The organism is Clostridium sp. CTA-19, assembly GCF_054767855.1.
Map to the genome: position 1 here is coordinate 88,838 of NZ_BAAABH010000004.1, position 25,426 is coordinate 114,263.

The following is a 25,426-nucleotide window of genomic DNA, read 5'->3' on the forward strand; positions in this document are numbered from 1 at the left end:
GTGTACGAAAAATATGAAAACACTAACTTAGTAAAAATCACTAGTAAAACCTTTACAAAAACTTTGCAAAAAAATAAATTTCTATTATAGAAATAATAAAAATTGTTTAAAGAAAATTAACATATAATTTATATGCAATTCATTATAACATAATAATACGTAAAATGTCTAACTTAATAAAAAGTTTTAAGTTGACTCTAAAAAGTATATTCTTATAAAATATAAAAGAAAAAACTATGAGTTTTAGCTACACATAGTTTTTTCTTTCATTATATAATATATAGTTTAATAATTATAGTATTCTCCATAATTACTCAATAAAGGTATAAATGCAAAAATTACTATTAATAGATATAAAACTATAACAATCATAGTTAATATAAATGAAAATAATCCAGCTCTAGACCATGTATTTTGAATTTTCATAAATTCATCAACACTTTCAAAATTACCTTTTTTCCATGCCCAAGAATTACCTTTTGCACCACATACGAAAATCCATATTATATTAAAAAGAGGAATTAGACATAAAAGTGGTAGATAGGAACGATTTCCTATTCCCCATAAAATATTATACATGAAAGCTCCCCAATTCCATTTTTTAACTTCACTAGGGACAAAGTTTTTATCATTTTCCATAATAAGTCCTCCTAAAACAAAATTATACATTTTTTTCAAAAAATAAATAAATCCATAGATATACTAGCATATTTTTTAAAAAAATTCAAATTTTTTTAAAAAAATAACATAAATTACAAGTAATATATTGAAAAAATATAACTAAAATGGTAGAATTAAATAAAAAAATTTAATTTTAATTGAAGGAGGAATTAAAAAAATGGAAGGAAATTCTTTTCAAGTTAGTCAAAATAAGTTTATAGGAAAAACATTACTTTACATGACTATGGGATTAATATTAACTTTTATAGTTTCATATGCATTATGTATTAATGAAGATTTTATAATATTTTTATATTATAATCAGTATTCGTTCTTTGTAGCTATTATTGTAGAAATAGGGTTAGTCAGTTTAATAACTAGAAAAATGGAAAGCATGTCTGTTAAAACTGGGTTTATATTATTTTTGTTGTACTCAGTAATTAGTGGGGTAACTTTCTCAGCCATATTATTAGCATATTCTTTAGAATCAATTATTTTTATATTTTTTATAGCAGCTTTAATGTTTCTTTGCTCAGGAATGATAGGGATGACAACTAAAAGAGATTTATCAACTTTAGGAAGATTTGCTATTATGTCTCTTGTAGGAATAATTATTGTAAGTATAATAAATATGCTTTTAGGATCTAATGATGGACTTTTTAATTTTATAAATTATGTAGGAATGATTATATTCTGTGCTTTAACAGCTTATGATATGCAAAAAATAAAGATTATACATAAGTATTCATATGAACTTTCACCAGTTGAGGTTAATAAATTTGCTATATTAGCAGCATTAAATCTTTATTTAGACTTAATAAATATATTTATATATTTATTAAGATTATTAGGTAGAAAAAGATAGATGAATAGTAAAAAGTATTTAAAAATAAATTTTAAATTTATTTTTAAATACTTTTTTTATTTTTAATATTATTTGTTTTATGTGAGCACTATTTAAACTATTATAAATACAAGGTTATGAGGAGTTTAAATATAAAAAAAATCTAAAAATATAAAAAAAACCAATAAAAGTGTATCACAAATGAATAAAATGCTACAATAATGAAATTTTTATGATGGCTATGTTTCATGTAAAAAAAACAATTAAGTTATAAAAGGAATAAAAACACTAAAAAACACTATAAAGTATGTTAAATAGCAAATTTAAATGATGAAAATAAAGAAAAAATACTTTAAATTAACTAATCAATAAAAAATATTGAAATTAATTTAAAAATATATTGCAATTTTGATAAAAAAGATGTACTATGTTAATAGCTGATACAAAAGCTGATACAGAATAAGTTTTCTTTTTAAATTTGGCGTTAAAATACAATTAATTATGAGATTGATTTTTACGCTAAAATATAATATATAATTTAGAAATGAAAAAATAAATCAAAAATTGTTAGGAGATGGTTCAGGTGGGGAATATACTTTAGTAAAAAAAGATAAACATGAATTTGTGAAAGAGGATAAAAACTTAATAATTCCAAAAAATTATAATTCAGAAATAAGTATTATAGAAACTGAAAGAGCTATAAAATTTATTAAAGATTATTTTGAGAAAAGTTTAGCAGAAAACTTAAATCTTACAAGAATATCAGCTCCGTTATTTGTTATGGAAAATACTGGAGTGAATGACAGTTTAAATGGAGTGGAAAGACCAGTTTCCTTTGATGCTTTAGACATAAAAGAAGATAATTTGGAAATTGTACAATCTCTTGCTAAATGGAAGAGAATAGCCTTAAGTAATTATGGATTTGAGGTTGATGAAGGTATTTATACAGATATGAATGCTATTAGAAGAGATGAAATTTTAGATAATACTCACTCCATATATGTAGATCAATGGGATTGGGAAAAAATAGTAAGTAAAGAACAACGTAGTGAAGTTTATTTAAAAAATGTAGTAAATAAAATATATACAACTTTTAAAGAAACTGAACGAATTGTATGTGAAAGATACTCACATATAAAGCCTATGTTGCCGGAAAACATATATTTTATCACATCTCAGCAGTTAGAGGATATGTATCCAGATGTTGATTCGGATACAAGGGAAAAACTGATAACAAAAGAAAAAGGCGCAGTTTTTATAAGTAAAATAGGAAAAGTTTTAAACTCTGGAGAAAGGCATGGAACAAGATCTCCTGATTATGATGATTGGGAACTAAATGGAGATATAATATTTTGGTACCCTATTCTAGATAAGCCATTAGAACTTTCATCTATGGGAATAAGAGTAGATGAAAATTCTCTTTTAAAACAATTAAAAATAAATGGCTGTGAAGATAGAAAAGAATTAGAATATCATAAGATGCTATTAAACAAAAAGCTTCCATATACTATTGGTGGTGGAATAGGACAATCTAGGATCTGTATGTATTTTTTAAGAAAAGCACATATAGGAGAAGTTCAAGCTAGTATATGGAATAAAGAAATGATAAAGAAATGTAAAGAAAACAATATAGAATTGTTATAAGAAAATTATATAGGGTCTAATAGTAAATTATTCAAATTCATATTAAATAATTTACCGTTGGACTCTATATTAACAAAAAATAGATTGAATGTTAAATTATTTATGATTATAATTTGAAAATTACAAAGATAACTATTATATAGTTTAAATTTTAAAAATATTTGGATAATTAAAATCGTATAATTATATTATATAGATAAAACGATATACATATTATGTTAGAACTAGTGAAAGGGTGGATTTAAATGAGTTTTAAAAAAATTCTTGTTGCAAATAGAGGGGAAATAGCTATAAGAGTGTTTAGGGCTTGTCATGAACTTGGAATAAGAACAGTAGCTATATACTCAGAAGAAGATAAAGGTGCTTTATTTAGAACAAAAGCAGATGAAGCTTATCAAATAGGACGTGGAAAAGGACCGGTAGAAGCATATCTTTCTATTGATGAAATAATAGAATTAGCAAAGAAAAAGCAAGTTGATGCAATTCATCCAGGTTATGGTTTTTTATCTGAAAACATGGAATTTGCTAAAAAATGTGAAGAAAATGATATAGAATTTATAGGGCCAACATCTGAAATGATGGACAAATTAGGAGAAAAAATAAAGTGTAAAATAGTTGCAGAATCTGTTGGGGTTCCTATTATACCTGGAACAAATGAGCCAATAAAATCAGCAGAAAAAGCAAAAGAACTTGCTAGTTTATGTGGTTATCCTATAATGTTAAAGGCTGCTGCTGGTGGTGGCGGAAGAGGTATGAGGATTGTTCGTAGCGAGGAAGAACTTGTAGATTCATATATAAGTGCTAGAAACGAAGCAAAAAAAGCTTTTGGAATAGATGATATTTTTATAGAAAAATATATAGAAAACCCTAAACATATAGAAGTTCAATTGCTTGGAGATAAATATGGTAATATAGTTCATCTTTATGAAAGAGATTGCTCTATACAAAGAAGACATCAAAAGCTTGTAGAATATACACCTGCTTTTTCATTACCTGAAAGTTTAAGAGAGAGTATATGTAATGATGCAATAAAAATAGCTAAAGCTGTTAACTATAGAAGTGCAGGAACAGCAGAGTTTTTAGTAGATAGTCACGGAAACTATTATTTTATTGAAATGAATCCAAGAATACAAGTAGAGCATACAGTTACAGAAATGCTTACATCTATAGATATAGTGCAATGTCAAATTTTAATAGCACAAGGATTTAGTTTAGGTTCTAAAGAAATTGGAATAGGAAGCCAAAAGGACGTACATTGTATGGGATACTCTATACAATGTAGGATAACTACTGAAGACCCTATGAATAATTTCTTCCCAGATACAGGAAAGATAGATATGTATAGAACTAGTTCAGGGTTTGGCGTAAGACTTGATGGTGGAAATGGATTTACTGGTGCAATTATAAGTCCATATTACGATAGCTTATTAGTGAAAGTAATAACCCATGGAAGAACTTTTAAAGAAACAATAAATAAAGCAAAACGTTCAGTTAGAGAGACTAAAATAGATGGAGTTAAAACTAATTCAGATTTTCTAATAAATGTTTTGAGTTGTGAAGAATTTGAAAAAGGTATTTGCACAACAAACTTTATTGAAAACCATCCAGAATTATTAAATGTAATACCTAAAGAAGATAAAGAACTTAAATTACTTAATTTTTTAGGAGAAAAAGTAGTTAATGAAGGTAAGCATAGTCATAAAGATTTTGATATACCTCAAATACCTAAATTTTCTAAAGTTCAGTCTTTAAATGGAACTAAACAAATTTTAGATAGAAAAGGACCGTTAGGCCTTACTCAGTGGATTAAAAATGAAAAGAAATTGCTTTTAACTGATACAACAATGAGGGATGCTCATCAATCACTTATGGCAACAAGACTTAGAACAAAAGATATGGCTATGATAGCAGAACCTATGGCTCATCTTGCAAAAGATTTATTTTCCATTGAAATGTGGGGTGGAGCAACTTTTGATGTTGCATATAGATTCTTAAAAGAAGATCCATGGGAAAGATTAGAAATATTAAGAAAAAAAATTCCAAACGTATTATTTCAAATGCTAATTAGAGGTGCTAATGGAGTTGGATATAAAAATTATCCAGATAATGTTATAAGAGAATTTATAAAGGAATCTGCAGATAAAGGTATTGATGTATTTAGAATATTTGACTCACTGAACTGGTTAAAAGGTATGGAGATAGCAACAGATGAAGTTTTAAAAACAGGAAAAGTTGCTGAAGTATGTATGTGCTATACAGGAGATATTTTAGATGGTAGTAGAAAAAAATATGATTTAAATTATTATATTAAAATGGCTAAAGAAATAGAATCTATGGGAGCTCATATATTAGGTATAAAGGACATGTCTGCACTTTTAAAACCATATGCTGCATATGAACTTATATCTGCATTAAAAGAAGAAATAAGCATACCAATACATTTACATACTCATGATACCAGTGGAAATGGAGTTGCCACTGTACTTATGGCAGCACAAGCTGGAGTAGATATTGTTGATACTGCCTTTAATAGTATGTCAGGACTTACAAGTCAACCTGCTTTAAATTCTGTTGTAGCAGCTCTTGAAAATACAAAACGTGATACTAAGTTAGACTGTGACAGTTTACAGCAAATATCTGATTATTGGGAAAGTGTAAGACCTATTTATGAAGATTTTGAGTCTGAGTTAAAGGCTACAAGTGCTGAAATATATAAATATGAAATTCCAGGTGGACAATATTCTAATTTAAAACAACAAGTTAAGAGTTTTGGTCTTGGTCATAAGTTCCAAGAGATAAAAGATATGTATAAAGAAGTGAACGGTATGGTTGGAGACATTGTTAAAGTTACTCCATCATCTAAAATGATAGGTGATATGGCTATATTTATGGTGAAAAATAATATTGACTCTAATAACATATTAGAAAAAGGTGAAATATTATCATTCCCAGACTCAGCTGTAGATTATTTTAAAGGTATGATGGGCCAACCTAATGGGGGATTCCCAAAAGGTTTACAGAAGATTGTTTTAAAAGACGAAGATTCTATAGAGTGTAGACCTGGAGAACTCTTAAAGGATGAAGACTTTGAAAAAATAGAAAAAATATTAAGAGAAGAATTAGAAATAATTCCAGAAAAAAAAGACATTATAGCTTATGCTTTATATCCAAAGGTATTCAAAGAATATGTAGAGTATAAGAAGACAAAAGGTGATTTTTCGAACATGCCAAGTGTACCATTTTTCCATGGAATAGTGGAAGGTGAAACTGTAGAGATTGAAGTTGAAGAAGGTAAGGTATTTTTAGTAAAACTAATAAAAGTTCTAAATCCAGATTCAAAAGGTATGAGAAAAGTAATATTTGAAGTAAATGGATTTAGAAGAGAAATAGATGTAAAAGATAGGGCTATTGAAGAAAATAAAAATGAAAAATCAATTATATTTGCTAGTAAAGACGATCATACAGAGATAGGTGCTAGCATACCGGGAAAAGTTGTTAAGGTATTAATTAAAAAAGGGGACAAAATAGAAAAAAATCAAAAGCTTATGATTTTAGAGGCTATGAAAATGGAAACTAATATAGTATCTAAAATATCTGGGGAAATAGAGGAAGTATTGGTTAGTGAAGGTAGCCAAGTTGAAAGTGGTCAACTTATAATTAAGTTAAAATCACTTTAATAAAAATCATTTTAATAAAAGTACTATAATGAAAATAAGAACTTAGTTTAACTAGGTTCTTATTTTTATTTTTAGAACTAAACTTTGATGCTTAAAAATATAAAAATTAAAAATAACAATTTTATATATTAATAAAATGTGTAACAAAAGTTACCGAAATACATTTAAAAAAATAGTATACTTTCAATTGTAGAAAACAGGTATCAAAAGAATGATATATAGGGATGCAAGTTGAAAGTTTAATTTATGCATGAAGGTTTTGTTGCAAATAGAGAAAAGGGAATAATAATTAACATAAATACTACTAATATACATTTTATTTAAATTGGAAAATTATTATTTTATAAAGGTATAAGTTAAAATTAAAATTTAAAACCTTATGATACATAGAAATAGTACGAAAAAATTAAGGAGGAATTTATAATGGGAATGTTTTGTTATCAATGCCAAGAAGCAGCAGGATGTAAGGGATGTACAGTAAAAGGTGTTTGTGGAAAAACTGAAGATGTAGCAAAAACTCAAGACTTATTGGTATATGTTACTAAAGGTCTTGCAATTATAAGTAATGAAGGTAGAAAAGTTGGTGTGATAGATAAAGAAGTAGATAAATGTATAACAGAAAATCTATTTTCAACAATTACAAATGCAAATTTTGATAGAGAAGATCTTTTAGGAAGAATTAAAGAGACTTTAAAATTAAGAGAAAGCTTAAAAGTTAAAGTTTTAAAAGCTGGTGGCGTTATAGGAGAGACAAAGGTAACTGGTGGTTTTCTAAAAAAAATATTAGGTATGAATACTGAAGAAATAATTATTCCAGATGCTGCCCAATGGAAGGGTAATAATGAATTAGCTTTTGTGCAAAAATCGGAAACAGTTGGAGTATTAGCAACTGAAAATGAGGATATAAGAAGTTTGAGAGAACTTATAATTTATGGACTAAAGGGATTATCAGCATATATGAAACACGCTATGAATTTAGAATACGATAGTGATGAAATTCATGGATTTATGGCAAAAGCATTAGCCGCAACTTTAGATGATACTTTAACGGTAGATGATTTAGTAGGGTTAGCCCTTGAAGCAGGAAAATATGGTGTGGATGGAATGGCATTACTTGATGATGCTAATACTAAAACTTATGGTCATCCAGAGATTACAACAGTAGATATAGGGGTAAGAAATAATCCGGGAATATTAATATCAGGACATGATTTGAAAGATTTAGAGATGTTACTTCAGCAAACAGAAGGAACAGGAGTAGATGTTTATACACATGGTGAAATGTTAGCAGGACAATACTATCCTAAGTTCAAAAAGTATAAACATTTTGCAGGTAACTATGGAAATGCTTGGTGGAAACAAAAAGAAGAATTTGAAAAGTTTAATGGAGTAATACTTATGACAACGAATTGTGTTGTAATTCCATCCAATTCTTATAAAAATAGATTATTTACAACAGGATCAACAGGTGTTCCAGGATGTAAGCATATAGAAACTGATAAATTTGGTAAAAAAGATTTTTCTCAATTAATACAGATGGCTAAAAAATGCAAAGCACCTACAGAAATAGAAAAGGGACAGATTGTTGGAGGTTTTGCTCATAATCAAGTTATTGCATTAGCAGATAAAGTTGTTGAAGCTATAAAAGAGGGAGCTATAAAGAGATTCTTTGTTATGGCTGGATGTGATGGAAGAGCTAAATCAAGAAATTACTATACGGAGTTTGCAGAAAAGTTACCCAAAGATACAATAATTTTAACAGCAGGCTGTGCAAAATATAAGTATAATAAATTAAATTTAGGAGATATTAACGGAATTCCTAGAGTGCTAGATGCAGGGCAATGTAATGATTCATATTCATTAGTTGTAATAGCTTTAAAACTTGCAGAAGTATTTGGTGTTGAAAGTGTAAATGATTTGCCAATAAGCTATAATATAGCATGGTATGAGCAAAAGGCAGTTATAGTATTATTATCATTATTGCATTTAGGAGTCAAAAATATACATTTGGGACCAACATTACCAGCGTTCTTATCACCAAATGTAACAAAAGTATTAGTTGATAACTTTGGAATTGGTGGAATAACAAATGTTGATGATGATATAAACATGTTCATGTCTTAATAAAACAAATAGTGAGATATATGTTTTAAATAAAGTTTTAGTTTAGAGTAAAATTACCATTTACTAATTTAAAATATAATTATAATATCATAATATAAAAAAAGACTGCTTTGGCAGTCTTTTTTGTATTATGAATTTCTAAAGATTGATTTTAAATCATCTTCTGGTGTGCTTATAGGTTTTATATCAAAATTGTCTATAAGATATTGAAGTACATTAGGTGATAGAAATGCTGGAAGTGATGGACCAAGGTAAATTCCTTTTATATCTAGTGAAAGTAATGCTAACAAATCAGCAACAGCTTTTTGTTCATACCATGAGAGTATAATAGATAGAGGAAGATCATTAACAGTACAATTAAAAGCATCTGCAAGAGCTAATGCTATTCTTACTGCTGAATAAGCGTCATTACATTGTCCTATGTCTAAAAGTCTAGGTATTCCATCTATATCACCAAAATCTAACTTGTTAAATCTGTATTTTCCACAAGCTAAAGTGAGAATTATACAATCATCAGGAAGTTGTTTAGCAAATTCTGTGTAATAATTTCTACCGGGCCTAGCACCATCACAACCACCTATTACAAAGAAACGTTTAATTTTTCCCTCTTTAACAAGTTTTATTATTTTTTCTGCATGGCTTAATGTTGCTTTATGCCCAAATCCTACTAAAATTTCCTGTGGAACTTCATCTTCCTTAAAGCCACCAAGTTCTAAGGCTTTATCTATTATTTCTGAAAAGTCCTTAGTTCCATTATTTTCTTTGGAAATATGCTTTATATTCTTCCAACCAACAACACTAGTTGTAAAAATTCTGTCGCTGTAAGAATCACGAGGTTTCATAAGACAATTAGTTGTCATTAAAATGCATCCAGGAATATTGTCAAAGTCTTTTTGTTGATCTTGCCAAGCTCCTCCAAAGTTACCTACAAGGTGAGCATATCTATTAAGGCTAGGATAACCATGAGCAGGCAACATTTCGCCATGGGTATAAACATTTATTCCCTTATCTTTGGTTTGCTCAAGAAGCATTTCTAAATCTTTTAAATCATGACCAGAAACTACTATGAAAGGTCCTTTTTTAGTTTTTACATTCACTTTTTGAGGAGATGGAGATTGGAATAATTCGTTATTAGCTTTATCAAGTACCTCCATACATTTAACAGACATTTTACCAGCTTTTATCATTACATCAATTAGGTTTTCTAGTGATAATGAATCATCTATAACTGCTGATAATGCTTCAAAATAAAAATTGTCAACATCATCGTCATGATAATTTATAAATCTTGCTTGATGAGAATATGCGCTAATTCCTTTTAGACAGTAAATTATGGTTTGTCTTACTGAACGAATATCAGCATCCAAATTTTCATTGTACATAATGCCTGCTATTTTAGAGTCCTTTAACATTTCTTCTTTATTGTCAGGTAATTGATATCTTGCTATATCAGATTCATCAATAGTATTAGCTATCTTAGATTTTAATTCATTTTTATATTTTTTAGATTTTTTTAATTGATTAACAAAAAATTCTAAATCAAAGTTAACATTTGTAAGAGTTGAAAATAAACTATCTTCTATAAAAGATATATACTTTTTATCAATTTTTTCACCTTTTTTAATAAGTTCAAGTCCGTAAAAACTCATACCCTTTAATTGATATATAAGTAAATCTTGAAGGTTTGCAATATCCGGTGTTTTACCACAAACACCTACTTTAGTGCAACCTTTTCCTCCAACAGTTTGCTCACATTGATAGCAAAACATATCATTCTCCATAAAAAAACCTCCTATATTAGTTTAGTAATCAAATCTAGTATTGGTAAAGATAAGTATAAATATTCTTTTAGAAAGTAATATGAAACTAATTTGCATAGGTAAAGTGAATTAAAATTTAAAATAAAAAAATAACTACTATACTCTCGTATAAGTAGTTATTTTAGAGGTTGTTTTAAGTTTTAAGCAGTTTTACAAACTACTTCAGAATTTAAGGCTTCTGCTACCACATTAGCTAAATCTACAACTCTTGCAGAATATCCCCATTCATTGTCATACCATGCAGCAACTTTAACCATTTTGCCGTTTACCATAGTTGAAAGTGCATCAAGTATTGAAGATCTATCATCACCTTTAAAATCAACAGAAACTAAAGGTAAATCACAATATCCTAAGATTCCTTTTAATTCATTTTCAGATGCATCTTTAAATGCGTTATTTAATTCTTCAATAGTAACTTCTTTTTCAAGTTCGCAAACTAAATCAGTTATTGATACTGCTGCTGTTGGTACTCTTAAAGCAAACCCATTAAGTTTTCCGCTAAGTTCCGGTAAAACTTTTGCAACAGCTTTTGCAGCACCAGTTGAAGTTGGAACTATTGATTGGCCAGCAGCTCTAGCTCTTCTTAAATCTTTATGGCTCTTATCTAGTATTTGTTGGTCGTTTGTATATGAGTGGATAGTAGTCATAAATCCGTTCACTATACCAAATTTTTCATTTAACACTTTAACTACTGGAGCTAAACAATTTGTTGTGCAAGATGCATTGGAAATTAAAGTATGTTTAGATACATCTAGCTTATCATCATTTACTCCCATAACAACAGTTATATCTTCATCTTTTCCTGGAGCTGTTAATATAACTTTTTTTGCACCAGCGTCTACGTGGCCCATAAGTTCTTCTCTAGTTTTGAATTTTCCAGTAGATTCTATAACTAAATTAACATTAAGAGCTTCCCAAGGAATATCCTTTGGTTCTGCACATCTTGTTATTTTGATTTCTTTTCCATTTATTATTAGAGAGTCTTCAGTTGTTTTTACATCACCTTTGAAAGTTCCGAAACATGAATCATAAACAAATAGATGTGCTAATGTTTCAACATCAGCTCTAGCATTTATTGATACTATATTAAAATTATTATCAGGATTTTCAGAAGCTATTCTTAAAAATGTTCTTCCTATTCTTCCAAATCCGTTTATACCTACATTTATCATAAAACTACCCCCTGAGTATTCATTAAAAACTTTTTAAAATTTATTATTAAATCAATTAATTACGTATTTTCTTTACAAGAATATAGTACAACATAAATAGAAAAAAATCAAATAAAGTATAGCATAATAAAAATAAAAATAAGTTGAATACCGTTGAAAAAGATAACAATATCTCTTAAATGCTCTTGAATACTTTAAAACAACATACTATATATTAAATATAATACTATATAGTATGTTGTAGTGATAAAAAGTGTACACTTTTGAATTTTGTATTAATAATAAAATTTATTTGTTAATAAAGATGATTAAATTCTATTTATGAAACAAAATAATTCTTAAATATAACTACTTTTATCTCGTCGTAAGTTATATTAGGATTTACTATTTCTTTGATAGGTTTTAATCTGTTTCTTCCTACTTGGTTTATTGCATCTAAAATTTCTTTTTCATTATCTTCATCATATAAGTTAGAGAAATCTAGAGGCAAATTAGTATTTTTATGTTCTTCTAAATATTTTTTTATATGCTCAAGTATAGTTCCTATTTGAAGATTACGTTGTTTACAAGCATTTTCAATAGATGGGTTATTACTTAGTAAGTCCATTGTAACTTCTATAGTTTTGCTTTTATGAGAGGAACCTCTAGCTTGAGATTCATTTTTTGTTTTAGTGAAAACAAAATCTAAGGTTATATTATTTTCATTTACATATGAACTTATTACATTTAAAAATAGAGTTCCATACTTTTCACATTTGTGTTCTCCAACCCCACTTATATCAAGTAATTCTTCTTTATTAATAGGAAGCCTTATGCTAAGTTCTTTTAAGGTGCTGTCAGAAAAAACAACATACGGTGGTATGTTTTCATCAGTGGCAATATCTCTTCTTAAAGATTTTAAAATTGTTAGTAGTTCATTGTTTGCATCGGAGTATTCTTTATTTACAAATTCCTTGAATATAACACTTTCTTCTCTTTTAAGGATAGGAATAGATTTTTCGGTAAGTCCTACTGTAGGAAAAGTTCCTTGTAGGCTTTCTAAATATCTATGAGATATAAGAGTATGAATAAAAGTTTTTAAATAGTCTTTTGAGATATTACTCATTATTCCGTAAGTATTAAGTTTATCTAGGCCAAGTCTTAAGACTTTTTTATTTTTAGAGCCTTTAAGTATATCTATAATAGACGTTACCCCTAAGGGACGTTTCATTTCATAAACACAATATAGTACATTTCTAGCTTCTTCTGTTTTGTCAACAAACTCTCCTTCGAAATGGCAGTTGCTACATTTCCCACAATCTTGGTTATAGTTTTCACCAAAGTAGTTTAAAATGAATTTTTTAAGACAATCATTAGAATATGAAAAATCTGCCATTAGTTGCAACTTGTTGTACTCATTTAGTTTTCTTGTTTCATTATAAGTGCTTACATCAATTAAATATTTTTGAAGATGTATATCTGATTGAGAAAAAAGAAGAATACATTCACTTTCTTCACCATCTCTTCCTGCTCTACCTATTTCTTGGTAATAGCTTTCAATATTTTTAGGCATATTATGGTGTATTACAAATCTTACATTAGATTTATCTATGCCCATACCAAAAGCATTGGTAGCAATTATTATATTACAGTTATCGTAAATAAAGGATTCTTGATTTTCTAAACGTTCATTATCAGAAAGTCCAGCATGGTATTTTAAAGCTTTAATATCTTTACTATTTAAAAGTTCGAAAAGGGATTCTACTTCCTTTCGTGTAGCACAATAAATTATACCGGAATCTTCTTTGTGAGTTTTTAAGTAGTTTAAAATAAAAGTTTCTTTGTTTCCACCTTGAACAACCTTTAGTATTAAGTTTTCCCTATCAAAGCCTGTTATAAATATGGAAGGCTTATTTAATTGAAGAAGTTTAACCATATCATCTTTAACTTCTTCTGTAGCAGTAGCAGTAAAAGCAGCAACAGTTGGACGGGTTTTTAAAAGATTAATAAATTCATTTATTTTTGTGTAACTAGATCTAAAATCATGTCCCCACTGAGAAACGCAATGGGCCTCATCTATAGCTATAAAGGATACATTGACATTAGATATTAATGTTATAAAATCTTGAGATAGCAATCGTTCTGGCGCTACATAAAGTATTTTAAAATCATTATTTAATATTTTTTCTTTTACGGTTTTATATTCTAGTGATGAAAGAGAACTATTTATGTATCCAGCGCTTATTCCAGTAGCTTTTAAATTGTCTACTTGATCTTTCATAAGAGAAATTAACGGCGATACTACAATTGTTATACCATCAAATAAAATTGCTGGAAGTTGATAACATATGGATTTACCACCACCAGTAGGCATTATAGCTACAGTATCATTTTGATTTAAAATAGAATCAATTACATTTTCTTGCCCTTTTCTAAAACTATTATAACCAAAGTATTTATTTAAAACGTCTAAAGCCTTATTAATCATTAATAAATTCACCTCATAAAATTGATAATAATAAAAGTATATAAAGTATATATTTATATAAGTCCGAAATTAAATACTTACGAGATTACATTAATCTTTTGGGAATCCAAGTTTTGAAATGAATAGTTCTAAAACTTGGAACCTTATAGCATTAATCTCTTATTATTATCATAGACTAATTTAAGAAAATTTAAAACCGATATATAGTAAAAAAGACAACATGTGAAATATTCTTATTATTTTGAAAAAACTTAAGAGTAATGGTATTATTAACGAAAATCCTATGGTGGAGATGATTTGTAGAAAGTGGTGAATTAAATGGAAAGATTTACATCTAAAGATTATATTAACTATGTGCTGGAAAGTAAAAATGTAAAATTAGAAGACATTAAGGTTGGAGAGGTTGTTATATTATCTTGGTTTAATAATGTTATAGACTATTTAAAGGATAAGTATAATGGGGTTAATCCATCATATAACACTTTTGGTAAAAGACATGAAATATATAATATAAATGTTAATGGGAAGTTAGTAACTTTATTTTATAGCAGTATAGGTGCACCAGCAACTATAGCAGCAATGGAAGAACTTAGGGAACTTGGAGGAAAAGTATTTATAGGTATAGGTCTTGCAGGTAGTTTGAATGAAAATTTAAAACTTGGTGATTTATTAATACCTTATGAAAGCATAAGAGAAGAAGGTACTTCATACCATTATCTAGATCATAAAGATAATGTATATCCTTGTGAAGAATTAAAATGTAAAATGGAGAATTCTTTAAAAATTATAGGATATAAATATATTGTAGGATCACAATGGACGACTGATGCTATATATAAGGAAACTTTAGACCAAATAGAGAAATATTCTAAATTGGGGGTGTATGGTGTTGATATGGAGACATCAGCTATGTATGCTTTTGGACAAGCTACAAATACAAAAGTGTGTAATATTTTAGCTATAAGCGATGAGTTATGGCATAAATGGAATCCAGGCTTTGGGGGAGAAATTGTGCTAGGTGGACTTGAAAAAGCAACTAAAGTTGTAGAAGAACTAATAAAAAAATTATAAAGTATATAGGGAAACAAGCTCCAATTTAAATTTATTCAATAACCTTAAAATATTTTTATACAAGATGCAGTGTTGAATTCTAAGTAATTCGGAGCATGTCTCACTATTTTAGGTATCCAAGTTTGGGAATGGATAACTTTAAGAGTCAACTTGGATCCCTATAAAAAATATAGTTAAAGATTGGAGATTTTTTATGATAATAGGAAATTTGACAATTATAAGGCCATTAGAGTGTGGAGATGAAGAGCTTTTGTACAGATGGTGGAATGATGGAGGATTAATGGGGCATGCGGGTTTAGCTTTTGGAACACTTCAAAGTAAAGAAGCAATTAAAAATATAGTGAACAGAGAAATAGTAAAAGAAGAACTCTTCCCAAAAGATAAGAGATTTATAATATGTAAAAAAGATAATTTAGCACCTATAGGTGAGATTAATTATTGTGGGTTAGATTTAAAAAATGAAAAATGTGAATTTGGAATAAAAATTTGTGAGATAAATGAACAGGGAAAAGGGTATGGAAAAGATGCATTGTATCATTTTATAAATTTTATTTTTAAAAGCTTTAATATAAATAAAATTGAATTAACTACTCTGATTGATAACAGAAAAGCTCAAGGTTTATATAGAAAATTAGGATTTAAACCTATAGGAATAATTAGAGAGGCTTTTTTTGATAGCAGAAATGAAATGTTTCAAGATGTTTTATATATGGACATCTTAAGGAAAGAATGGAAGGAGAAATATATATAAGTACGAGAATATATATAAATTAGAGGTTGGGGGGATTTGTGATGTTAAGAGTTAGTGAGGTGTTTAAAAGTAGTAATTATGTAGATTATAAGCGGATTGATAAAAGAAAAAAGAAAAATAAAAATACAAAAGAATATAAATTTATGGATGAGTTAAAAAAATATGAGGGAAAAAAGAAAAATAAATAAAGTGAATATATTTAAATTAAAGAAGAAATTATTATATAGCAATTAAAATAATTTCTTCTTTAAACATAAATTTACAATGTAGATTTATAAATGGTCGCTATATCTTCAACAGTAACTTTTGTAGGATGGTTTTTAAGTTTTGAAGTATTATTTGCCATAAAATCTGAGTATTCTATAATTTCTTTTTCTGATAAAGAGATTTTTTCGCCAAACAATCCTTCTAAAAATGTTCCAAAATCATCTAGATTATTAAACTTAAGAAGTGAAAGTATTTTGTTAACTTTTATTTTATCATTGCAAAAGTTAAGATATTCCTTTAATAATAACCCATTAGCTTTACCATGAGGAATATTTTTATAATATGTTAAAGCATAACCCATTCCATGTGGTAATGATGTTCCGGCTTGAGAAATTACCATTCCAGCAATTGTAGAAGCTACAAGTAATTTTTCACATTGATTTAAACTTAACTTTTCAGTTTGAAGGGAATAAATACAATCTCCAAAATATTCCAGACCCTTTTCTGCTAAACTATCACTTAATATATTAGCGTTAGAAGATAAATAACCTTCTATTAGATGAGAAAGTGCATCTATTCCTGTATTTACTCTTATTGATATTGGTATATTAATAAGATAAGATGGGTCTAAAAAAGATATTATAGGAAAAACTTTTTGACATATTCCTCTTTTGGTTCTTAAGTTATGATCGGTTACTATTGAGTATGGTGTAGTCTCACTACCAGTACCAGCAGTAGTAGGTATGGCTATTACTGGAATGGCTGATAAAGAAGGGGTATTTGCTAAATCAGTTATTGTGGCATCTACATTATTAATAAGTACAGCAGCAGCCTTTGAAGCATCTAAAGGTGAACCACCACCAATTCCAATTACAAAATCAACATTTTTAAGCTTTCCTAAAGTAGATATTTTGTTAATAGTGTCTAGAGAAGGGTTTTCTTCAACTTCATTATATAAGTAATATTCAATATTTAAATCTTTTAAAGCTTTTTCAACATCATTTAAAGAACCATTAATCCTAGAAGAATGTTTTCCTGTTACTAAAAGAGCCTTATTTCCAAGTGGTTCTAATAAGTTTTTATTATCATTTAAACAATTTTCACCTAAAATTATTTTTGTAGGCATATAAAATGTATTGTTCATAAATTTTCCTCCTAAATTATATAACTTAAAGAATAAAGATTCGGAATAATAATATAATTTAATTATTAAACAAATGGTATATGATTTCAAGTGTGATTTGCATTTTAAAATTTAAGATATTATAATAACTTATATTTGAAATTATTTAGGATGTGAGAATTTGGAAGAAAGATTACAAAAGTATATGGCAAGTTGCGGTGTTGCCTCAAGAAGAAAATGTGAAGAAATAATACAATCTGGAAGAGTTAAAGTTAATGGTGTCTTTATAAAAGAACTTGGAATAAAGGTAGATAAAGACAAGGATGTTATAGAAGTAGACGATAAAAAAATAAAACCAGAAAAAAGAAAGGTATATATAGCACTGAATAAGCCAGTTGGATATGTATCTACAGTTAAAGATGAAAAAGGAAGAAAAACTATAATAGATTTGATAGATGTAAATGAAAGAATATATCCTATAGGAAGGTTAGATTATGATACTTCAGGTCTTATATTACTTACAAATGATGGAGATGTATATAACAGAGTAATACATCCTAGGGTGGAAAAAAACAAAGTTTATATAGCCACAGTTAAGGGGATACCTACAAAATCAGAAATAGAAAGATTTTGTAGAGGCGTAGACATAGGTGGATATATAACAGCTCCGGCTCAGTGTAAATTGTTAAAAATAAATGATAAAGATAAGAAAAATTTATTATGTGATTTAGAAATAGTAATTCATGAAGGAAAAAACAGACAAGTAAGAAAAATGTGTGATGCGATAAATCATAAGGTTGTAAGACTTAAAAGATTGTCTGTTGGAAACATTAAATTAGGTAATCTTAAAGAAGGTAAATATAGATTTTTAACAGATGATGAAATTATACATCTAAAAGGGGAGTAGTTTTATGTTTGAGTATGTAAGTGATGTAAGTATGCTTTCACAGCATATAATAAAGAACTTTACTAAAAATAAAAATGTTGCAATTGATGGTACATTAGGTAATGGATATGACACAGATTTTTTAAGTGAAAAATTTAATAAAGTCTATAGTTTTGATATACAAAAAATAGCAGTAGATAATTATAAAAAAAGAAATAACAATAAAGTTGAATTAATAAATGATAGTCATAGTAAATTAGAAAAATATATAAAAGAGAATGTAGATGCAATTATGTATAATTTGGGTTTTTTACCTGGTGGTGATAAGTCTATAACTACTATGGTAGAGAGTACTATAAAAAGTATAGAGAGTGGATTAGAATTGCTAAATTCAGGTGGGATAGTTTCAATAGCTATTTATGTAGGACATGATGAGGGAAAAAAAGAAGAGATGGCAATTATGAAATATGTTAAAAATCTTGATAAAAAATTATATGGCGTTATGCTACATGAGGTTTTAAATAGAAGTGAATCAGCTCCTAAACTTTTAATTATAGAAAAAAAATAGTTGTATTTTTATTATGCAAGTTTTGGAATGGATAATTTTAAAAGTCAACTTGAAACCCCATATAATATAAAATATTTGGAATGCAAAAAAAGGATATGCTAAATTCACTTTTTATTAGCATATCTTTTTTAAAAAATATAAATTTGGAAATAAAATAAGTAATGTTGGTAGATACTATAAATGAATAAGTGGAAAATTAACTTATATGCAAATTAGAAAAAGTTCTAATTAAAAGAAGTATAACAGTTATTGAATATATATAATTCTTTCAGTTATCAAAGCTTAAAAGCATATATATAATTATAAAAACTATAAAGAATGTTTTTTAAAATGAAAGAATTGCTTTAAAAATATAAATATTTATGAATAAAAGCATTGGTATATAATGTATATGAATTTAAAAATTCAAAATACTAAAAAATGAAATATTTGATTGATATATGGTTCATAAAGTGTTAAAATTTGATTTGGAGAAAATATTTGGCTAAAAATGTAGTACTTCTCAAGTATTAAAATAAAAAGCGTTAGCGAACGAACGGGGGTTGTAACTTGGAAAATAACAATCAAGATCTTATGAGATTAATACAAATTAAGTTTCCAAGACTTAGCAAAGGACAAAAATTAATTGCAGAATATATATTAAAGCATTATGATAAAGCAGCATTTATGACGGCTGCTAAACTTGGAAATAGTGTAGGCGTAAGTGAGTCAACAGTTGTTAGATTCGCAAATCAATTAGGATATGAAGGTTATCCAGAACTTCAAAAGGCTCTTCAAGAACTTATAAAAAATAAACTTACAACAGTTCAAAGGATAGAACTTTCAAATGACTTTATAAGCCACAATAATGCACTAAAAGGTGTTTTGAAATCAGATATTGAAAACATAAGAGTTACTTTAGAAAAAATAAACCACTCCGCTTTTGATGAAGCAGTAAATACTATATTTGAAGCGAAGAATATTTACATAATAGGATTAAGAAGTTCTACAGCTTTAGCTGATTTTTTAGGTTTTTATTTAAATTTGATATTAGATAATGTAAAAATAGTATCTTATGGTATGAGCGATATATTTGAACAAATGCTAAATTTATCTGAGGATGATTGTATTATAGGAATTGGATTTCCAAGATACGCTATGAGAACTATTGAAGCATTAAATTTTGCAAAATCAAGAAATGCTAAGGTTATAGCTATTACAGATAGTTTGTTATCTCCATTAGCAACAAAAGCAGATTATACTCTTGTTGCAGAAAGTAATATGGCATCTTTTGTTGATTCATTAGTTGCACCGTTAAGTGTAATAAATGCATTAATAATTGCAGTAGGATTAAGAGAAAAGGATAAAATTTCTCAAACATTTGCTGATTTAGAAAATATGTGGCAAAACTATCAGGTTTATTCTTATAAAAAAGAAGACAGATAAAAAAGATTATAAGCTCAACTTGTGGGAGCTTATAATCTTTTTTATTATAAAATAAAAATATACAAAATTCAATTTAAAACCATAAAATTACATAAAATTACATAAAATTACATAAAATAAATATAAATTTAACAAAGTTTGTTTAAAAAGTATTATCTGACTAGTTTGAATTTACAAAAATAAAAGAAACTCTTCATTAAATAATAAGTTTCATAAAAATATATTTTTTATAAAAACGTATACAATTGGTTTGTGAAAAGATTTAATATTGTTTTATAATAAAACAATATTAAATCTTTTCACAAATTTGTTAATTATTATTAACAAATTACTTATTGTTTTCAAATAAAAATATTTTTTAAAATAAAGTATAATTGTATTAAAATTGCAATAAATAAATCTTTCAAAAGTGTAATTTCATAAAAATATTGATTTTTAAAAATATATAATAAAATTATAATATTTATAAAAATGTTGAAAAAATGAAATTACTAGTAATTTTGAAAAATAAGTTTATAAGAGGAAGTATTAGTGTTTTAACAAAAAACTATGGTAAAATTTTGACGAAGATTAAGCTTTACAAAATTTTTGAATAATGTTATAAAAAATACATAGACAATATAAAAAATAGTTATAAATTATATTGATTTACTATAAAACATGAATTATTATAATAATTAGAAAAAATAAAATTTTTTATAAATATAAAATTTTCAAATTATTGACGTGCAAAAAATCATTTACTTAAAAAATAAAAATATACCTTGCAATTACTACATGGAAAGGTATACAATGAATGAAAGAAATAAAATATTTAAAATTTTTTAAATATTTAAAAAATTAATTAAAATTACAACAAATTTATTGGGGGGAATAGCCGTGAATACTAAAGCTTACATTGATCAAGTATTAGAAAATGTTAGAAAGAGAAATAATGGGGAGCCAGAATTCATACAAGCAGTTGAAGAAGTTTTTCACACATTAGCACCAGTTATAGACAAACATCCAGAATATGTTGAATCAAACTTACTAGAAAGATTCTGCGAACCAGAAAGACAAATAATGTTTAAAGTGCCTTGGACAGATGACAATGGTAATGTTCATGTGAACAGAGGATTTAGAGTGCAATTCAACGGAGTTATAGGACCTTATAAAGGTGGATTAAGATTTCATCCATCAGTTTACTTAGGAATAATAAAATTCTTAGGTTTTGAACAAATATTAAAAAATTCCCTAACAGGACTTCCAATAGGTGGAGGTAAAGGTGGTTCTGATTTTGACCCAAGAGGCAAGTCAGATGCTGAAATAAGAAGGTTCTGTGAAAGCTTTATGTCTGAGTTATATAGACATATAGGACCTGATATAGACGTTCCAGCAGGAGATATGGGTGTAGGTGCAAGAGAAATTGGTTATTTATACGGACATTATAGAAGGCTAAGAGGCGCCTTTGAAAACGGTGTTTTCACAGGTAAAGGATTATCATTTGGTGGTAGTTTAGTAAGACCAGAAGCAACAGGATTTGGAGTAACTTATTTCTGTCAAGAAATGTTACATCATCAAGGTACAGATATAAAAGGAAAAACAGTTGCTATATCTGGATTCGGACAAGTTGCTTGGGGTGTTTGTAAAAAAGTTGCAGAACTTGGTGGTAAAGTTGTAACAATATCTGGACCAGATGGATATGTTTATGATTCAGAAGGAGTTATAACTGATGAAAAAGTTAATTATTTATTAGAAATGAGAGCTTCAGGAAGAGATAAAGCTCAAGATTATGCTGATAAATTTGGATGTGAATTCCATGCAGGAGAAAAACCATGGGGAGTTAAAGCTGATATAATAATACCATGTGCAACTCAAAATGATATTCGAATAGAACATGCAAAACAAATAGTTGAAAATGGAACTAAATTTGTTTGTGAAGCAGCTAACATGCCATGTACTAATGATGCATTACAATATTTCTTAGATCAAGGTTTAACTGTTGGACCAGCAAAAGCAGCTAATGCTGGTGGAGTTTCAGTTTCTGCTTTAGAAATGGCTCAAAACAGCATGAGATACTCTTGGACAGCTGAAGAAGTTGATGCTAAACTTCATCAAATAATGAAAAATATTCATAAGAATGCAGAAAACGCTGCTAAAGAATATGGATTTGGTTATAACCTAGTTGCAGGAGCTAATATAGCTGGTTTCTTAAAAGTTGCAGAAGCTATGTATGCACAAGGAATATACTAATATAGAATATATTTAAAGGGTGTCTTATAATAAATTTGTATTAAAAGGGTTAGACACCCTTTTTTGTTTTTTTAATTTTTATTTAAAATTTCTTTATTGAAGATTAAAAAATTAGTAGTTTCTATTGATACATACTATTTATTTAGAGTATAATTTAAAAGTTATAGGTTTTAAATTATAATTAAATGAGTATATTAAACATAAAGTTTAAAAGTGAATCAGGCTTGAAGTTTAATATATATCTGGATTATAAAAAGTTTTATTCTAAATACATTCTTAAATTTAATATGATAAAATAATGTATTGAAACTTATTTAACTATTGAAATAGAAAATTTTAAATAACATCAAATTAATAGGTGGTGGCGCAATGTCAAAAGTCGTTGTTGTTGGAGGAGGCCCAGCAGGTATGATGGCTGCTATTTCTGCAGCAAAATACAATAAAGTCTTACTAATTGAAAAAAATGAAAAGATTGGCAAAAAGCTTTTTATAACAGGAAAGGGTCGTTGTAATGTTACTAATGCGAAAGATATTGGTGAATTTATAAATCATATACCAACTAACCCTTACTTTTTATATAGTTCGTTATATTCTTTTACTAATGAAGATACTATGAATTTTTTTGAAAGCAAAGGAACAAAGCTTAAAGTGGAAAGAGGGGACAGAGTATTTCCAGTTTCAGATAAATCTTCAGATATAATAAAAACACTAGAAAATGAATTAAAAAATTCTAATGTTGAAATTATGCTTAATTCTAATGTAGAAAAGCTTGTTTTAGATAATAATAGAATAACGGAAATAATATTATCTAATGGCAAAAAAATATATGGAGATCATTTCATAATTTGTGGAGGAGGAGCTTCTTACCCTCATACAGGTTCAGATGGGGTTATATTAGAAGAAATAAAAAAAACAGGTCATAGCATTATATCATTAAAACCTTCTTTAGTGCCTATTGAATTAAGTGATGATTTTATAAAAGATCTTCAAGGGTTATCACTTAAAAATGTAGAATTAAGTATTAAAAATAATAAAAACAAAGTAGCATTTAAAGAATTAGGAGAAATGCTATTTACTCATTTTGGTATTTCAGGACCACTAGTATTAAGTGCTAGTAGTAATATAAAAGAGAATGAAAAGTATAAAATATCTATAAATTTTAAGCCAGCATTAACATTAGAAGAATTAGATAAGAGAGTTCAGAAGGATTTTAAGGAAAATTTAAATAGAGACTTTAAAAATTCCTTAGATGGTTTATTTCCTAAAAAACTTATACCAATTATGGTTCAATTAAGCGGAATTGATGAAAATAAAAAGGTAAATGCTATAACAAAAGAGGAAAGAAAAAAATTTGTAGATTTAATACATGATTTCAATTTAACTTATAAAGGCTTAAGACCTGTATCGGAAGCTATAGTAACTGCTGGAGGAATTGATACCAAGGAAATAGATCCATCTACGATGAAATCAAAGATAGTAGAAAATTTAAGCTTTGCTGGTGAAATAATAGATGTAGATGCTTATACTGGTGGCTATAATGTACAAATAGCTTTTTCTACAGGATACCTTGCAGGAATGAAAGTGAGCGAATAAAGTATGTTATCAATTAGAGGGGCTATAACAATAGAAGAGAATACAAGAGAAGACATAGAGAAAAATTCTATAGAACTAATGAAAAGGATAATAGAGAAAAATAATTTAGAGTTATGCAAAATAAAAGCATTAATATTTTCATGTACTAAAGATATAACAAAAGCTTACCCAGGAGCATTCATTAGAAAAAAATTTCAATTAAATAAAGTTAGTATTATGCATTTTAATGAGATGGAAGTTGAAAGCAGCTTGAATATGTGCATAAGAGTTACTGTTGTTAGTGATGAAGAGGAAAGAGATGTACATTTTGTTTATTTAAAAAATGCTGAAATATTAAGATTAGATATTAAGGATAGTTAGAAGGGAAGAATGGAATATGAATATGGCTATTGCTATAGACGGTCCAGCAGGAGCAGGTAAGAGTACAATTGCTAAAATAGTAGGAAAAAATTTAGGGCTTATGTATATAAATACTGGTTCTATGTATAGAGCAGTAACATATATTGCATTAGAGAATAACATTTCATATAAAGATACAGATAGACTTATGAAATTGTTAAACAATGCAGAAATGTATTTTGATGGAGATAATCTTATTTTAAATAAAAAAGATATAACCAATCAATTGACTATGCCAATTATAAGCAAAAATGTATCTAATTATGCGGCTATTCCTATGGTTAGAGAGAAACTTGTTAAGATGCAACAGGATATAGCTAAAAATTATGATGTTATAATGGATGGCAGAGATATAGGTACAGTAGTACTAAAAGATTCACAACATAAGTTTTATTTAACAGCTAGTGCAGAAACTAGAGCAATGAGAAGATGTAAAGAATTAACAGAAAAGAAAATAGATGTGAATTTTGAAGATGTTTTAGAAGATATTAAAAAAAGAGATTTTATAGATTCTACAAGAGAACTTAATCCCTTAACTAAAGCAGATGATGCAATAGAAATAGATTCTTCATATTTAGGAATAGACGAAGTTGTGGAGTTAATTTGTAATCATGTAAAAAATAAAAAAAAGTAAATAGTATTAGTGTATTTATATACAATGTGTTAAAATAGTAGTATGATATTAATATATCAAATTAATGAAAGTATTGAAATTACAAAGGAATAAATTAGTATAAGTAGGAAACCTACATTAAGGTGGTGG

19 protein-coding genes are annotated in these 25,426 nt (G+C 27.4%); 14 read left to right on the top strand and 5 right to left on the bottom strand.

Going from position 1 to position 25,426, the window contains the following annotated elements; translation table 11 throughout:
- Nucleotides 1-285: 285 nt before the first annotated feature.
- Nucleotides 286-639, bottom strand: coding sequence for a ribonuclease G (locus ACYUE0_RS03710; RefSeq protein WP_199869974.1), 354 nt, complete (start codon nt 637-639; stop codon nt 286-288).
- Nucleotides 640-838: 199 nt separating this feature from the next.
- Between ACYUE0_RS03710 and ACYUE0_RS03715 the strand changes: the two genes are divergently transcribed.
- From ACYUE0_RS03715 to hcp (ACYUE0_RS03730), 4 genes are all read left to right on the top strand, one after another.
- Complete coding sequence (locus ACYUE0_RS03715) at nt 839-1,525, top strand: Bax inhibitor-1/YccA family protein (protein WP_061994766.1); 687 nt, start codon at nt 839-841, stop codon at nt 1,523-1,525.
- Between the two features lie 603 nt (nt 1,526-2,128).
- The gene (gene asnA, locus ACYUE0_RS03720) at nt 2,129-3,148 is read left to right on the top strand and encodes an aspartate--ammonia ligase (protein WP_061995076.1); all 1,020 of its coding nucleotides are present in this window, start codon (nt 2,129-2,131) and stop codon (nt 3,146-3,148) included.
- A gap of 245 nt (nt 3,149-3,393) precedes the next feature.
- On the top strand, nt 3,394-6,825 hold the full coding sequence (locus ACYUE0_RS03725) for a pyruvate carboxylase (protein ID WP_460269536.1): 3,432 nt from the start codon (nt 3,394-3,396) through the stop codon (nt 6,823-6,825).
- Nucleotides 6,826-7,248: 423 nt separating this feature from the next.
- Nucleotides 7,249-8,949 (top strand): hydroxylamine reductase, encoded by a 1,701-nt coding sequence (gene hcp, locus ACYUE0_RS03730; protein WP_460269537.1) that lies wholly within the window; start codon nt 7,249-7,251, stop codon nt 8,947-8,949.
- A 128-nt stretch (nt 8,950-9,077) separates the two neighbouring features.
- Here hcp (ACYUE0_RS03730) and hcp (ACYUE0_RS03735) read toward each other — a convergent pair whose 3' ends face one another.
- The 3 genes from hcp (ACYUE0_RS03735) to recQ all read right to left on the bottom strand — a co-directional run bounded on the left by hcp (ACYUE0_RS03735) (nt 9,078) and on the right by recQ (nt 14,408).
- Nucleotides 9,078-10,730: a hydroxylamine reductase gene (gene hcp / locus ACYUE0_RS03735; RefSeq protein ID WP_460269538.1), complete on the bottom strand. Its 1,653-nt coding sequence runs from the start codon at nt 10,728-10,730 to the stop codon at nt 9,078-9,080.
- Nucleotides 10,731-10,909: 179 nt separating this feature from the next.
- Entirely contained in the window at nt 10,910-11,941 is a 1,032-nt protein-coding gene (gap, locus tag ACYUE0_RS03740) for a type I glyceraldehyde-3-phosphate dehydrogenase (protein WP_061994762.1), read from the bottom strand.
- Between the two features lie 319 nt (nt 11,942-12,260).
- Entirely contained in the window at nt 12,261-14,408 is a 2,148-nt protein-coding gene (gene recQ, locus ACYUE0_RS03745; RefSeq protein WP_460269539.1) for a DNA helicase RecQ, read from the bottom strand.
- Nucleotides 14,409-14,726: 318 nt separating this feature from the next.
- Between recQ and ACYUE0_RS03750 the strand changes: the two genes are divergently transcribed.
- The 3 genes from ACYUE0_RS03750 to ACYUE0_RS03760 all read left to right on the top strand — a co-directional run bounded on the left by ACYUE0_RS03750 (nt 14,727) and on the right by ACYUE0_RS03760 (nt 16,418).
- On the top strand, nt 14,727-15,479 hold the full coding sequence (locus ACYUE0_RS03750; protein ID WP_460269540.1) for a nucleoside phosphorylase: 753 nt from the start codon (nt 14,727-14,729) through the stop codon (nt 15,477-15,479).
- A 193-nt stretch (nt 15,480-15,672) separates the two neighbouring features.
- Nucleotides 15,673-16,230, top strand: coding sequence for a GNAT family N-acetyltransferase (locus ACYUE0_RS03755; RefSeq protein WP_460269541.1), 558 nt, complete (start codon nt 15,673-15,675; stop codon nt 16,228-16,230).
- Between the two features lie 41 nt (nt 16,231-16,271).
- Entirely contained in the window at nt 16,272-16,418 is a 147-nt protein-coding gene (locus ACYUE0_RS03760; protein ID WP_157450840.1) for a hypothetical protein, read from the top strand.
- Nucleotides 16,419-16,489: 71 nt separating this feature from the next.
- Here the strand turns inward: ACYUE0_RS03760 and ACYUE0_RS03765 are convergent, their stop codons facing one another.
- Nucleotides 16,490-17,581 (bottom strand): iron-containing alcohol dehydrogenase family protein, encoded by a 1,092-nt coding sequence (locus ACYUE0_RS03765; RefSeq protein WP_460269542.1) that lies wholly within the window; start codon nt 17,579-17,581, stop codon nt 16,490-16,492.
- A gap of 160 nt (nt 17,582-17,741) precedes the next feature.
- On the opposite strand from ACYUE0_RS03765, the gene ACYUE0_RS03770 reads away from it, so the two are divergent.
- The 7 genes from ACYUE0_RS03770 (at nt 17,742) to cmk (ending at nt 25,297) form a co-directional block, all read left to right on the top strand.
- Nucleotides 17,742-18,467, top strand: a complete 726-nt coding sequence (locus ACYUE0_RS03770) for a pseudouridine synthase (RefSeq protein WP_061994758.1) — start codon at nt 17,742-17,744, stop codon at nt 18,465-18,467.
- 4 nt (nt 18,468-18,471) lie between these two features.
- The gene (gene mnmM, locus ACYUE0_RS03775; protein ID WP_460269543.1) at nt 18,472-19,014 is read left to right on the top strand and encodes a tRNA 5-(aminomethyl)-2-thiouridylate-methyltransferase MnmM; all 543 of its coding nucleotides are present in this window, start codon (nt 18,472-18,474) and stop codon (nt 19,012-19,014) included.
- A 549-nt stretch (nt 19,015-19,563) separates the two neighbouring features.
- Nucleotides 19,564-20,439, top strand: coding sequence for a MurR/RpiR family transcriptional regulator (locus ACYUE0_RS03780; RefSeq protein ID WP_010292085.1), 876 nt, complete (start codon nt 19,564-19,566; stop codon nt 20,437-20,439).
- 879 nt (nt 20,440-21,318) lie between these two features.
- The gene (gdhA, locus tag ACYUE0_RS03785) at nt 21,319-22,671 is read left to right on the top strand and encodes an NADP-specific glutamate dehydrogenase (protein WP_460269544.1); all 1,353 of its coding nucleotides are present in this window, start codon (nt 21,319-21,321) and stop codon (nt 22,669-22,671) included.
- Nucleotides 22,672-23,040: 369 nt separating this feature from the next.
- Nucleotides 23,041-24,264 carry a BaiN/RdsA family NAD(P)/FAD-dependent oxidoreductase gene (locus ACYUE0_RS03790; RefSeq protein WP_460269545.1) on the top strand — a complete coding sequence of 408 codons (1,224 nt, stop codon included), beginning with the start codon at nt 23,041-23,043 and terminating at the stop codon, nt 24,262-24,264.
- A 3-nt stretch (nt 24,265-24,267) separates the two neighbouring features.
- A complete protein-coding gene (aroH, locus tag ACYUE0_RS03795) occupies nt 24,268-24,624 on the top strand; it encodes a chorismate mutase (RefSeq protein WP_460269546.1) in 357 nt (118 codons plus the stop codon).
- 16 nt (nt 24,625-24,640) lie between these two features.
- Nucleotides 24,641-25,297 carry a (d)CMP kinase gene (gene cmk / locus ACYUE0_RS03800; protein ID WP_061994753.1) on the top strand — a complete coding sequence of 219 codons (657 nt, stop codon included), beginning with the start codon at nt 24,641-24,643 and terminating at the stop codon, nt 25,295-25,297.
- Nucleotides 25,298-25,426 lie beyond the last annotated feature (129 nt).